The 14,334-nt window shown below is 46.9% G+C and carries 7 protein-coding genes and 1 pseudogene; 1 reads left to right on the top strand and 7 read right to left on the bottom strand.

The annotated features are described in order from the left end of the window. Positions 1-45 precede the first annotated feature (45 nt). From RJ53_RS02805 to RJ53_RS02775, 7 genes are all read right to left on the bottom strand, one after another. Complete coding sequence (locus RJ53_RS02805) at positions 46-1,689, bottom strand: DUF2254 family protein (protein WP_211530105.1); 1,644 nt, start codon at positions 1,687-1,689, stop codon at positions 46-48. 19 nt (positions 1,690-1,708) lie between these two features. Then, a complete protein-coding gene (locus RJ53_RS02800; RefSeq protein ID WP_211530104.1) occupies positions 1,709-4,990 on the bottom strand; it encodes an Eco57I restriction-modification methylase domain-containing protein in 3,282 nt (1,093 codons plus the stop codon). Next, entirely contained in the window at positions 4,987-8,454 is a 3,468-nt protein-coding gene (gene brxC, locus RJ53_RS02795) for a BREX system P-loop protein BrxC (RefSeq protein WP_211530103.1), read from the bottom strand. The genes RJ53_RS02800 and brxC overlap by 4 nt, the downstream gene beginning before the upstream one ends. A gap of 5 nt (positions 8,455-8,459) precedes the next feature. Next, entirely contained in the window at positions 8,460-8,999 is a 540-nt protein-coding gene (locus tag RJ53_RS02790; protein ID WP_246495955.1) for a BREX protein BrxB domain-containing protein, read from the bottom strand. Further along, complete coding sequence (locus tag RJ53_RS02785; RefSeq protein ID WP_211530101.1) at positions 8,992-9,912, bottom strand: hypothetical protein; 921 nt, start codon at positions 9,910-9,912, stop codon at positions 8,992-8,994. The genes RJ53_RS02790 and RJ53_RS02785 overlap by 8 nt, the downstream gene beginning before the upstream one ends. A 70-nt stretch (positions 9,913-9,982) precedes the next feature. Then, the gene (locus RJ53_RS02780) at positions 9,983-11,902 is read right to left on the bottom strand and encodes a UvrD-helicase domain-containing protein (RefSeq protein WP_211530100.1); all 1,920 of its coding nucleotides are present in this window, start codon (positions 11,900-11,902) and stop codon (positions 9,983-9,985) included. Next, entirely contained in the window at positions 11,892-13,787 is a 1,896-nt protein-coding gene (locus tag RJ53_RS02775; protein WP_211530099.1) for an ATP-dependent nuclease, read from the bottom strand. Before RJ53_RS02775 ends, RJ53_RS02780 begins: the two co-directional genes overlap by 11 nt. Positions 13,788-14,069: 282 nt before the next feature. Here RJ53_RS02775 and RJ53_RS02770 point away from each other — a divergent pair. Next, positions 14,070-14,334, top strand: a pseudogene (locus RJ53_RS02770) (hypothetical protein); the annotation flags it as partial.

Raw genomic sequence — 14,334 nt, 5'->3', positions numbered from 1 at the left:
TTTTTGGATCATATAATCTCCATTTTCCTTAAGTGATTGATATAATCATCTCTTTTTTTTTATCCAATCATCAATTATTTGATGATCCAAAATTATGACTTCTTCTTCTATGTCAAAATTCCTTTCTACATAAAAATCTGAAATACCATCAAACCTATAGTCTGGCCATTGGTGTTTATCAAAGATATCTGGATACGTTAGTCGTATTTCTGCTAATTGTTCAAGACCTGTCCGATAAAGTTGGTCCAGTTTCTTATCGCGAGCTTTAACAGTAATATGAAAAATACTGTTTAAAATATTGCTAATTTGTTTTTTCAATCCAAGTTTTCCAGCGATGAGCCCGAGAGATTTGAGTGTTCGGAGACAATCATCCGCTAGCTTTATATTTTTATGCGTAATGGCTATGTTATAAGTTTTTTCAATTGAATCCAATACTTCAATCATAACAAGAGCGGAGTGCTTCTCTAGTGCGTCCTTCCCTATGGTTAAATAAAAATCCAAAAAGATGTCATAATTATTGTTTGTATTAAATTCTATAATTCTTTCAATATTGCTTTGAATCGAATCAACCGCTTTTTTTGCAGAATCCTCAATATTGTTCGATACTGCGGTGATTCCTAGCTTCTCCTGACACTTTATCAATTGGTAGATCTTAGAGTTGATATTCAGATCGTTTGGACCGACTTCAAGCTCTATGTCTTGAATAATTTCATCTATTGAGGTTATAGTCTCATTTAAAGGGGAACGCATTCCATTTTCTGCGGATTTAACACCAATTTCGCATAAAGTTATGATACACCAATGAAATGATGATTTTAATTCATTTTTAACACTCCAATTGATGATGAGAGAGAGCTTATGGACAACCTCAAATACAAATTTCTCTTCTCGTATTTCAATGAGTAAAACACCACATCGCTTAAAATCATCAAAAAATCTAGAATTAATATATTCTAGTTGGGCGTGTTTTCGATTATCCATTACAATTTTTTCATAGTTATTTACTATTTGTGTGAATCCATTACTCATAGCAATAAAGTCAAAACGCTTAATTGCACCATAAATAACATCAAATACTGGCTGAAACGGATCATGTTCAGGATCAAGACTATCAGGTATTTGGATAGCAGCTGTAAGCCGTTTAATAACAGTGTCGGCATTTAGTAGGTTCATGGTGATGTAAATATATGGTATTAGAGCAAAAAACAAAAAAATTGCGAGAAATAGGGAAAAGTAGAGGAGTATCCTTACAGTTGCACTATTAGTGAGATCGGTCCCTACAAGAAGTATCAGTAAAAACGAGCTAAATGCTATCGATATAATATAACTAGCCAAGAAGCACCACATATTGATATGACTCTTGAAAAATTCAGTGATACGGGGTGAATATATTTGTGCTGTCAATTGTACTGCAATCAATGTCAATGATATTACAATTGAGATCACAGCAGCCTGGCTTTGAATAAGTGCGCTCAGAATGTATCTGGCACTATTGACATCGATTGCTTTGTACGGAAATAGGAGTCCAAAGCCTGCTCCTAGAATAGCGGCAATGAAGAATATAAGAGCGTAGAATAGAAACCAGAACTGCTTTGGATGTTTTTCATCAAGCTCGAGAAATGTACGCCTTACCCTATTGGTAAACGTTCCAGGTTTTCCTTGCGGATCTGTGTACTGGTTATCGCTCATTGTCATCACGGTGATATAGTTATAGATCCCAATCCACTCTTGCCTGCTTCTTCTCATCGATTTTGAAGTGCCGGTCGTTATGCCGTTCCATCGTCCCGGATGCGTTTGGCACCGGATCTTTCCCCCGGTCTGTCCTCCAGTGGATCTTCGGGGTGGATCGAAGCACCCCCGCCTCAACAAATGGCCGGATATTCAGACGGATACCATCATTGAGATCGGGATCCCAGCCGATAGGTTGTTCATGGATCGGTTTCCACCTGATAAAAATATCATAGGGCTTCTCACCCTCAAGTATCTTCTCAAGCCGTCCTTTCAGGTCGAGGGCGGCAACCAGCCGCTCTTCTGAACCCGGGTTTCCGGCGGCGACTTCGGATCGCTGCTGGGTGATCCAGCCGCCGAGGTAGGTGTAGATGAGCCGCTCAAGGTTGCGCCGATCCAGTTTATGATAGTTGAGGAGGACCGAAAACCCGTCCGGCCTCCCGTCCCATATTTGCCAGATGAAGGGGCGGTGGTGGAAGAGCTGTGAGTGTGAGGCGAAGAAGCCGTCCCTGAGGAGACTCTCGAGATCCCCTTTCAGCTGTCCGTCATTCTTTGTATAGCCAGCCGCCCGGAGGAGCTTGTTCTCCATCTCAGGCGACCACGCAGTCCCGTATGCGGCGGCAAGGAGCGACCGCAGCCGATCCACAAGCCGCCCTTCTCCCCGGAGCGAGGGGATACCGGCGATGCCGTCATCATCGGCGAACGGGAGGAGGGCATCGCATCTTTTCACCCATTCCCGTGCTTCTGCGGCAAGCTCCATCCCGGGATCGGTCTCGGCGGGCCAGCGGTACCCGAGGAGGCGGGCAATGGCGACATGGAGGACGGTTGCATCGGTCCTGATCGGCCCGTGGGTGAGCCTTTTTGTCTCTTCGTCCCAGATGACCGAGCCGCAGGGGTGGCCGTGGAAGAGCCACTGGGTGGGATCGTCTGAATAGGGTTCTGGAAGGCCATGAGGGTACTGCTCCTCGGCAACTTTCGTCCAGTGGTCGATGTCGAAGGGGACTTTGACGAGGGTAGCGTTGGTGACTTTGAGGCTTTGATCGATTTTACGGACTGCTGTGTTGTATTCGGGGGAGGAGCAGAAGCACCAGATGGCAGGGAGGTGGGCGGGGTTATGGGGGACTATAACTGCAGTATTGTTATCATATGCCTCTTTTTTAAAGATGGTTGATGGAAGAACTCTCATTTGACTTATTAAGACCCCCTGTTTACCCCACGCTTCCAAACCATCCCTTCGAGCTCCAGGCAATATACGAATAGCTCCGTTACCGTGTTCCCATCGTAATAAACATTCATTTCCTCCGAAAAAAATATGATTTGAGATAGTTCCTTGATATGGCATCCAAATATCCATTAATTCAGTAATCTCCCAGTAACAGAATTTCATTCTTGGCATATCGCCAGAAGTTAATCCATGATAGCAGTAAGAAATTGTAGATAGTAATGTTTCATTAGTATTCATTTCAAAAACAATTCTTCCATCCGGATTCTCCAACTGCCCCTTCTGCTCCACGCACTTCATCTCTGCATCAACGAGAGCCCCGGCCTTCGCCGCCGCGCTACGCTCCTCCGATACATCGAGCCCGCAGAGCATATGCCCCTCTGGTGCCTGTGTATGGCTGATACTCAGGAGAATGGTAAATGCACCTGCGGCGGCAGAGCTATGAAAACCTCCTTCTCCAAGCCTCGCCAGCAGATCCCACCGCTCCTGCTTCAGCAACCCCTCCCGGAACTTCATATAGGATTTCAGAAAGAGCCAGTTCTGCGGCATGACGGCACTGACTTTCCCGCCTCTCCGGCATAACGAGAGGCATCGTTTGAGAAAGACCGTTGCAATATCATTCTTTGCATCAGAATAATTATCTTGGCAGAATGACTTCAGGAGACTCCCATGCTTTCCACCGGAGAGATACGGCACATTCGTCACGACACAGTCATACTTCCGCGACAGAAGATCCACCGCCTTCATCACCCCGTGTGCCGTCTCCCCGAAGATCGCGGCAACCGGATCACCGGCATCCTTCTCCTTCTTAATTGCCCGCTCAAATGCCTTCTTCAGGGTTTCGGCGTTCGCAAGTGTCTCGCCGGAATCGACCTGAATCAGGCTTCCGAGGGTGTCGGCATTCTTAAAGAGCTCATAGTACTTCTCAAGCTCTATCTCAAGCGAACCATCCCCGCCCGCGAGCCGGAGCCACTCCTCTTTCTCAGCTTTGATCGGGATACCGGTGCAGGCGAGGTTTGGTACCGGCAGGTATGACTTCGTCGGTGAGAATCCCGCCTTCCATGCCTCAAGGGCGAGGGCGAAGGTGGCGATCTGGATGCACCGGGGGTCGAGTTCGAGGCCGTGAAGGTTCTTTCCGATGATTGCGGCGATGGCAGACTCGTCATCCTCACCGAGCTCCTGCCGCATCGCAAGGAGCATATGGAACGCCCGGACCAGAAAATGCCCTGATCCACAGCAGGGATCAAGGATTCTGAGATCGTTGATGGCGGTTGGCCAGGTCGAGAAGTCGTGCTGGACCTGCTCCTTGTAATAGACCCATTCAGATCGGAGCCTGCTCTCCGGATGGAGTGAGAGCCACCAGGCTCCAAGCGTATTCTCTAAGAGGAACTGCACCATATAGGGCTCGGTGAAGAGCTGCGTGACAGCACAGAGATCATACCCTTCTATCTTCCGCTCAGATACGTTCACCTCTTTCTTCTTCTCGGTCTGCCAGAACTGGTACGTCCAGCCGAGTGCATCCTCGGCAAGGAAAGTCAGATCAGAGATCCCGGAGAGGATCGAATGAAGCCCTGCGGTATCTTCGGGTGCATACCGGATCGAAAGGAGCGGATCATCCTGCCTGAAGATGCCGGGGAGCATCCATTCGGCATACTCTGCCGCAAGCTCAAAGAGATCCCGGTTCTCTTCGCGGGCGATCTCCCCGCACTCGGCGAGTGTGACAGCAACCTTGTATGTTGGGTGGAAGAGGAGATCGTTCTCGGCAAGGAACCGGGCAAAGAGCATCCTGTGCCACTGCTCATAGGCGACCGCCCGGATGAGTGCCTCAAACCCCTCTGCATTAACCCCCCCAAGCCGCCTCAGTTCTACCCGGAGCAGCCGCCGGAGTTCTGCCTGCTCCAGAGTCAGATGAGGCGGCTTCTTCTCGTCACAGATGCCGAGGACAGAGAGTGCATTTCGTGCCCCTGCTTCTGCCACCCGACGAGCCGCCTGGACGGCGGTATCGAGGGCGCCCCGGTCCTCACGGGAGAGGACGGTCATTTCAGCATCACCGGATTGCCCTTCTCAAGTTCTGCAAGAACCCTGCCCCGTACCTCTGCAAAATACTCATCAAGGTCCTCAATTGTCTTCACGGTCAGAGATCTCCCAAGAGGAACCATCACCGTCTTCGGCTCAAGAATCTGTGCCGCCCTCTCCCTAATACTGGTGAGTGCCCCCTCAATAAGCCGGACAGCCCCATCAAAGGATCGAAGCGGCGTCTTCTTCAGCTGCTCGATGATCTCAGCATCGGTTCCTGTCTTTAAGGGGGGGAGCTCCTCAAGAGTATAGGTTCGGATCAGCCCGGCACGATCACCATCAGAGAGCTTCAGCCAGAGGGGATCGTCTTTAAGTGCGGCCATGACACCAGAACGTGCGGCTTCAACCCGCTCTCTCCCCTCCCTGATCGCTTCCCGGAGCCCGTTCCGCAGATCGGAAAGTAGCGGCTCTACCGGATCGGGATCAGCAAGGAGGCTCCGGTATTCTGTGATCACCGCTGCTTCGGATCGGATCTCGTCAAGTTCAGGCAGCCCTCCGGCATGGTCGATCAGGTGCCAAAGTGCCTCCCAGCCCGGTCTCTTAACCGAAATCCTGGTTACAACTGTCTGCCAGCGCCCTATGTCGGCCTTGATCTCATCCTGCCTGATCACCAGCTCCCGGACAAGCTGATTCCCTGAATACCCATGAAGTTCAGGGAGGTACCCCGGCTTTATTACCTGCGGAAGCGGAGGCTCACCACCGGTCTTGTAAAGAAGTGTTTCAAGAGCGGTTAAGAATCGGATCGCCTCCTCAGTCTCCCGGCCCGCCTCAGTGCTCAGCCCAAACTCCCGGTACAATGATCGGGCCGCCAGCCTCTCGGTCTGTGTCAGGACAATGTTTTCAGCAGCAAAGGTTGCTTTTCCAATCTGCTGCCGGTCTAGATCCACTGCCGATAACGGCTTTCCGTTTATGCTCGCCTTCAGATGGTTCGATGCAACAAGCACCATCACCGCACCATCGACTGCATCACGCGGCCAGCCAAACGGCGGCTGGTCAAGAGACTTTCTCAATTCATTTCCGTTCTTTGGGTTCGCCAGCCGTTTCAGGATCTCTTTACAGACCGGCTGCTCCTCGGGTCCCCTCTCATATCCGATCTTCTTCAGGGGTGTCTGATCACTGCTCTTCACCCTTGTGATCACCTGATCCCAACCCTTCGTATCGGCTTCAGGGAAGCGGGGGTACATCCGGATGACCGCACGTGCTGCAGCTGTCTGGATGGCACCGGCTAACGAGTCACCCTCGATCTTCATCCCCCCTCCAAGATAGACCGATGCGTTGGAGAGTAGTGTACCGATGATCCGCTCAATCCGCTGGATATGCCCGGTCTTCTTTGCCTGGATATTTGATCGTGCCTGATCACCCTCCGGTGTCGTCGGTGCGGGCCGGTCCGCTATCACATTCTCAGCGGCAAGGAGCCCTGCGATCTCATCTCTGAAGGCGTCATGGTCTCTCTTTGGGATAAATGCCATCACAAGCGGGCTGTCATTTCCTTCTGCTGCTGCATCTGCCTTCACTGCCGACTCGGAGACCTCCCAGCCATGCCTGATCCAGATCGGGATCTTTGATCCGATCTCCGGTCTGAGAGACGAGAAATAGGCGAGGTCAATATCACGGGGGGTCCTGGTCTCCCCCTGTGTGATTGTGATCCTGCCCAGATGGTCGCGAAGATGTGCCTGCAGGAGTTCGTTTCTTTTAAAGATCACCTGTGTGTCATCTGCTTTGTAATCGGTCTTCCGCTTCTGGTACTCGCCCTCCCAGACACTCCCCTCTTCAGTCTGGATACGATACTCATCCCCGACCTTTGCGATGACACCGCCCTCATGGAGATCCTCAAGGAGCCCGGGGATCTCCCGCCTGAGGTTCTCTGATCCGCTGGCGAGATCGGTGATCAGGAGATCGGCCAGTGTATCCGGCGTTGCACGGAGTCCAAAAGACTCGTCTATCTGCTGTATCAGGAAGAGGAGGGCGCAGATCCGCGACTTCAGCTCCCCTTCAGGCGTTCCATCATCCTCTTTTGCGATATTCTCTGAGATCTGCTGTGAGAGGATATTATTCCTGATCAGGTGTGTCTTCTGCTGGGAATAGATGAAATCTGCCGGAATTACTGTTCCCAGTGGTTTATCTGCATACCTCTTCGCCCCATCAAAAGTGATACGGAGCTGGTTTCGGAGCTGTGTGCTCATCCCGCCGGTATCCACCGAATGGAGCACCCGCTCCCAGAATCGTTTCCTGCTTGGCAGGAGGGGATAATCGAGGGGGAGTACCCGTTCATCATCAAACCGGTGTGCAAGTTTTGATCCGTCAAGATGGCGTGAGATCTCGCCGTTGACCGAGTCGAGGATCTCTTCAAGCGGTGCCTTCATCGACTCTTTCTTCCGAAGGACCGTCTGCCGGAGGACCACATCGACATCTTTAGAATCGAGAGTGACACGCTGAGAGAACCGCCCCTGCAACCGCTGCAGAAGTTTATTTGCCAGGAGTGCCTCCTGACCGGTTGCGACGATCAGTAGCCGTGATCTGAACCTGCTGCTGATATCTTCGATCACTCCCTGAAATGCCAGGAGCTGGTCTGCACCCTCACCGATAGTCAGGTACTGCTGGACCTCGTCAAGGACAATTAAGACGAGCGGCATCTTCCCTTTCTGGGTGCTCTTCATGGCAAAGATCTCATTGAGCATCTCTGCCATAACGGCATTCGTCACATGAAAATCGGTTTTAAACTGGCGGCGGAGATCTTCACGTGCCTCTTCGGGGGAACGGGTTGTAAAATCAGGATGGAGAGCGATGAGGGCTTCTGCAAAGGCAGTTGAGACGAAAGGCCGTGACATATCCTTTTGCTTCCCCTGTTCAGAGAGACATTGTTGCATTGATTCAAGGATTCCGTACTCAGCAAGCCAGAGATGAATCCGTGCAAGATCGATGTTGTCAGGGAGACCTGCTGCACGGAGGACCACCTGGAGGATGGCGTTCCGGGGGTTGTCTCCAACCCCGGAACTCAGGGTTCCTGCCGCAGACCATATGCCGCCATTTCTTCTCCCCTCGGTGGTGAGTTGCTTTAAAGCATCTTTGATATCCTGCGGGAGTGAGGCGATATCCCGTGCAGTTGCTCCATCAGGAAAGGGAAGATCACTCCAGAGGAACTCAAGTACACGGACGAGGTGCGATTTGCCTGATCCGAAGAACCCGCTCACCCATACCGCAGGCTGAACCGGATTGTCGAGATTATCAAGGAACGACTCAAGGATCGCCTTGAGCCCCTGATGGTATGATCCCTCACAGACGAAGTTGGCAAGTTCGTACCGGGCTACTGCAAGCTGATTCTCATCGGTGATTGGGCCGACTTTGGTTACACCGTCATTTGGTATGGTGTAGCTCGTCGGATCGCTATAAAAAACCTGTTTATTCAGGATTGTGTCATATTCGTTCACTAGTATCACTCCTCTGCTTCAATGGGCGTCGCAAGATAATTCCACCCATCCCGGGCTTTTAAGAGACGGTAGTTTCTCGCATCACGATCTCCTGGGAAGAAGAATACCAGCCTCCCTGGTATCGGGGTCTCTTTGACCGCCTGATCGATGACTGCACTGGCACGGACGATCCCGTAGAGGGATCCGATCCCGGTGACTGCAACAATGGTATTCGCATCCGTCTCTTCTATCTCCTTCCTCAAAAGAAGAACGAGGTGCCTGATGAAATCCAAAAGATCATATTCGAGATCGGAGGGGACTCTGAAGTACTCTTCATGATACTCGTTTTCGATCAGCCATGATTCAAATGCCCCTGCAATATTGATATGCCTCCATAAATGGCCTGATTCAAGAGTCTTGATCCTGAACTCTTCGAGGCGTGCCTCTATTCGCCGCTCATAGGGGGGCTCATAGACACAGAACCAGATCTTCTCCTGTTCCGAAAGCATCTCTTCCCAGGGGAGCGATACCTGCCGCTGATATGCATCAATAAGGTTCTCAATCATGCCCATTCTTCTTCACCTCTCCATTCAGATCCAATGTTATTGTAAGTTCAATGATACCTCCGGCATTCCGGTACATAAGCCACCCTTTCCTCATCGCAGCATGGAGGTATGCTTGGATCTCGGTATCGGTTGCATCCAGTGCATGCACTAAGACAGTTTCAAAGAGTGATGACCCCTCTACACCTGAGAGCTGGCCAAGGAGGAGGGCATATGTAAGGGATGCAGGACCTGCTGTTGCTTTTCTCCGACTCTTCTTCACCCTTCCGCTCAGATGGCCGGATTGTACCCAGGATGAGAGGAGATTGCGGGAAGTTGATTCTAGTACGTTTTGAGTATAGAGCTTACCATATTCCTGCTGGATGTTTTTGATCATCTCTTCCTTTGTTATCAGCGTATCACATTTAAGAGGGAGAATTTTTTGCGCGGAATAGCGCAGGATGTGATCTCGTGCAAGAGCAGCTTCCAGAGCAATTAGCGGCCTCTCATCCGGCGCTTTATTCCAGAAGAAACGAAGGGTTTTAAAGGCGGTATTTTGGATATCGAGAGTATACAGGAGCTTTAAACGATAAAAACTCATTTTTCTGCTGGAGAAGCTGCTTTTTTGTAGAATATTCTCCTCATAAACCAACCGCTTGATCTCACTGATTGAGCAATCAATAGGTGTAATATCAAGAATGTGTGATAATTCATTGAACATCAGGGTACGGCCAGTATGGGCACTTGCAGTGCTATCTTGGCCAATATCGTCTGATTTCTTCTCTGCCTTAGGCGTTTTTCCTGGCACAAAAGGAAGTATGTTCCTTCCACATTTATAAAGGGTTAGATTTGATTTTGAGGGGAATAATAAAGCGAGATAGAGATCGCCGCCTAGTGAATTACCCCAGCGAAGAGAATTTTCCTGATCGAAGGCCAATTGCTTCGCAGCTGGTGGGTGACAGTGTTGAGGCTCATTTACTCAATGGTGTTTGATCCAGTAAAGGTCATCATACTTCCTCTCTATCACAGATAAGCTCTGAGACTGAATGAATCTCCCAACCATTATTCTTCAATTCTCCTTTATGTTCATCAACATTTAATGCCTGGCATGCAAAGGCTAACAAATGTTTTGGACGACTAAAAGCAACGTGTACAACTTTTAGGTTATAAATATGACGTTTTTTCTTTAATTCACTCGAATTTCTTTCCCCTTTAAGGAAGTTAATTAATCGCTGTGCATCCGTTTTCCCATAATAATCTGTTTCTAGGTATAACGTAGCAGCATGCGTCTCGCCTTTAACAGAGTGAACAGTTCCGACATTCACTACTATCCCACTATCTGAAATAAACTGATTGATCGGTTCCTTTGTATCAGGTTGATTTGTGAAGTCGATCTTATCGGAGATCAGAAATGATTCTGTATCATTTATTGACCAGTTTTGCACAATAGATGCTTTGATAAAATCCCTGAGTTCAATCGCACCAAGGCATGAATCAAGAGCCCGGAGGTAATGGACTATGATTTGCGAACGAAATTCATTATATCCATTCCCATTCTGCCGTTTCAAAAATTTCTCAACATTATGTCGGGTATAAGACCGATTAGACTCCTCGATTTTAATCCCGGCATCATCAAGCGCATCAGCAACACCTTGGAGAATGACTTCAAAAAAGTGTTTTAAAGACTCCGTTTTTGCATTTTTGATAGCATACGCGGCATAAGAAATCAAATTGGAAAAATGCATGTTAGATTGTTTCTGATATCTATTATACTGAGGAAAGTATGCTGGAATACAGAGTTTATTTTCGTCAGTTTTGTCCTTTCCTATCCAGCCAATTGCATAGCATGGATTTTCAGACAACTCAAACTTATGAACCAGTTTCACAAATGCTTGTAAAACTTGATGTTCCTCACCCGGTAAAAAAGTAATTAACTGAGGGGTATAAGAAATCCTTGATTGGAAACCTCTTAAAGAGATATCGTTATAAAACCGGACAGAAGTCAACAACTTGGAAATTGTCTCACCATAACGGTGGGAGTCTGAGAATTTAAGCGGAGATTGTGGTTCCCATACCCTATCACTCTCCTTATCTGAATTGAAGATGGCCTGATTGGGATCACCTATGCGTTGGACCAAGAGTTTTTCCGATTGAAAAATGGCATCCAAAACCCGAAACTGATGCTCGTATGTATCTTGAGCCTCATCAAGGAATACCATACAAAAACGGTTTTGAAATGCCTGGTGAATTGTTGGAACGAGATGTATATATCTTAACGCGATAGAATATGCGTCATTAAAACTGAGAAAACCGCTCTTCAAAACCTTCATCCTGATATCAGTTATTTTTTGATGTGTTGGTGTATGTTCCCCGAGGTTACGTATCGGTTCATCTAGACTTCTTCCAACTTTCAACGTCTCTGGATGAAGCCAGTAATTTCCAAGGGTGCTTATTCCACCTTTTTCTGCCATCCAACGCTTAAATCCGTAGTCTCCTCTTAAGTACATTTTTTCCAGTATAGAAAAAAAGCGGTCGTTATCGATTGCAACAATAGCATTTCCAAATTCTGATTTATAACCAGGTATTGCCAAAAACTGGTTAACAAAGCTCTGTATTGTACCGAAATAGTTAGGGTACTGAAATAATACATCAGCTGCATGACCCGCTCGTCGTTTTATCTCATCAATTGCTACATTCGTGTGCGTTAAGACACAGATCCCGCGATTCTCCTCAAATGGCACCTTTCTTGCCAATATCACAAGTTTAGCGAGTAACGCGGTTGTTTTACCGCTTCCAGGGCAGGCAATGACATCGCGTGACTCCATGCAGCGAATGAATGCCCTACGCTCATCATTGAAGGACTGTCCTGCTGGAAGTAGCAATTTCTCCGCATAGACGATATCATCCTCAGTTATCTCAATGAACATTGGATTGTTCCCTCGGCTCAGTAACATGGTAGATGGCATCGAAAAGATATTGAATAGAATTGGCTTCCAGAAGATCGGATTTCGGTGATTTAGCCTCTATAGTCTCTGCAAATACTTGGGCGGTTATGGCCTTTGAGATTCCTTTATCAAGCAGCCCCTTTTTGTAGATTTCAAAAGCGATTTTTTCATAGATTCGAGGGTCGCCATCCCATTCCTCTAACCATTTATTATAATTTACCTCAACCATCTCATCGACTTCCCCAGTCTTTCTTTCTTGGGGAATGCCACTCTGTGAGTTTGCTATTTTTTCTGCCAATAATAGTGATTTATAGAAATCCTTTTGAAACTTTGATGAAAGAGCAAATTCGTATTCCAAAGTCCAGTTTGGTGAAATAAATACTTTAATTTCGTCATTAGTATATATTGAGAGTTTCAATATTCTTTGTTCTTTGGCAGATTCTATATCAGATTCGGTTTGCTCTTCCTTTTTTTCCTCACGGTATACTTCGTTGTACTCTAAAGGTTTAACATCCATATCGGTGATGAGGGCAACTTTGATTCCCATTGGTTGGTCATCTTGACGACGAAAGATTTCCACAAAATGGGAAAATGCTGTACTACCTACATTCACAATTGAAACACCATAGCGGTGCAGCGGCCGATCAATTATTTTAGCGAGGGTTGGAATCAGAAGATTTTCAGCATCACCTTCTACGAGCAACACGCCACGAGCGAAAAACAGGTTTGCCTTGGTTGCATCCAAGAATCGATAAAGATAATCATAGTTTCTTTGCTTAAGTTTTGTATAATTACTTCCCATTGGGAAAGCTTTACCCTCTTTGCAGAGTATCAGGCTCTCAAGTGGAATGCTTGAACCCAAAGTGGTGCTATGAGTGGTTAGAATGTATTGACCCTTTGTAGATTTTTCTTTTAGATAATGAATGAGACGAAGCTGGGCCTGTGGATGTAAATGAGCTTCTAATTCCTCGATCAGCGCAAGTTTCAGGCCGACATTCTCTTCAGATTGTAATAATAACAGTTCTGTCGCCATAAACAAGAGGTTAGCTGCCCCAAGTCCAGAAGGATTTTGACCAAGTGATAATGAGAGGCGTTGGAGAATATCAAACAAATCACTCCCAGAAATCGTGACGGAAGGCACGTAAGGTTCATTTTGAGGGAAAAATGCTTCCACATATATATTCAATAGTTTCATCAGTTCACTGGCGTTAGAACCATCTTCGTTCTGTTGGAAGTAACCTTCGATAGCTTCATTCGCATTGTCAAAAATTACTTCCAGATCATGCCTATTGGATCCATCTTTTTGAAAAAGAGTGTGAGCTTTGAGAATTTGAGCAAAACGTGAACGTCTTCCAGGAGTTAATTCTGCATCTGCATCACGCAGAGGCTTGAGATAAGTAATACGTAAAAGTGATCTTGCCTCACCATCTATCGAAGTTCCAATTTGGTCAGGACCCGCTCGCAAATCTGTAAAAATTCGATTTCCCTTATTTCTTGCAGTATATCGAACATTAAGGACATAATATTTGGAACCTTCAACATCCTCATATCCAATCCATTCTAGAAACCTCCCTGCTTCCTGATCTGTAAAACCGCGGAAAGTACACTCGATTCGCAATTCTTGCGCCCTTTGTCCTCTTTCTATATGAAAATCAGATTCACTCAAGCGGATCCAATCCCCACTTTGAGTTCCTAGAGTGTAACGGATTGCATCAATAATTGCCGTCTTACCCGAATCATTCTCGCCAATAAGAACGTTCATTCCTTCACTAAATTGGATCGATAAACCAGGTTGTGAATTTTCGATCGACTCCCCAATCATTCCAAACTTTCTGAAGTTCCAAAGTTTTATTTCGGAAAGATACATTATATCCGCCTTTTTCCTTTAAAGTGAGAATTAATTGATCGGTCACATAGGCAAATATGATTCAATCCATTTGGAATTATTAGTACGGTAAACACCACCCCATATAACTCTCCAAGACATCACAACATAATAATGAAGATTGAATTGCAGATCAAATTTGCCTGTTAGAATTTTCCAATGTCCATTGTATTACAATATATGTCTTTGTCAATCTCAGTTTCATCTTATCCACCTCCTTTAGCCCAACTTTGCCATTAACAAGAAATAAATGTGTTCTTAGTGATGTTTGAATCGACCAAAATGCAAACAAAACTAAGAACAAATGAAATTGCGCCGAATGAGAATATATCCTTTCCTATCGGTACTATTTTCCTCGTTAATCAGCTGTATGAAGCCCTTGACTTTCGCGATATTTTCAGGAAACACAAGACAAGAGGTATCGATATCAATAATCTGCTTCGAGCACTCATCAGCTACAAACTGACGGATAACTTCAGCATTAAGAGGTCTCATAACTGGATCAACCGACCTGAAGTTCGTGCCGAGT

Source organism: Methanocalculus chunghsingensis, from assembly GCF_018132105.1.
Classification (GTDB): domain Archaea; phylum Halobacteriota; class Methanomicrobia; order Methanomicrobiales; family Methanocorpusculaceae; genus Methanocalculus; species Methanocalculus chunghsingensis.
The sequence above is the reverse complement of the archived record's forward strand: the minus strand, read 5'-3'. Positions and strand labels throughout refer to the sequence as shown.

Bases quoted from the DNA above. Each gene is read 5' to 3' on its own strand.
- RJ53_RS02800 (WP_211530104.1), bottom strand. From the start codon at position 4,990: ATGACCGTCCTCTCCCGTGAGGACCGGGGCGCCCTCGATACCGCCGTC.
- RJ53_RS02790 (WP_246495955.1), bottom strand. From the start codon at position 8,999: ATGATTGAGAACCTTATTGATGCATATCAGCGGCAGGTATCGCTCCCC.
- RJ53_RS02780 (WP_211530100.1), bottom strand. From the start codon at position 11,902: ATGTTCATTGAGATAACTGAGGATGATATCGTCTATGCGGAGAAATTG.
- RJ53_RS02775 (WP_211530099.1), bottom strand. From the start codon at position 13,787: ATGTATCTTTCCGAAATAAAACTTTGGAACTTCAGAAAGTTTGGAATG.
- RJ53_RS02805 (WP_211530105.1), bottom strand. From the start codon at position 1,689: ATGAGCGATAACCAGTACACAGATCCGCAAGGAAAACCTGGAACGTTT.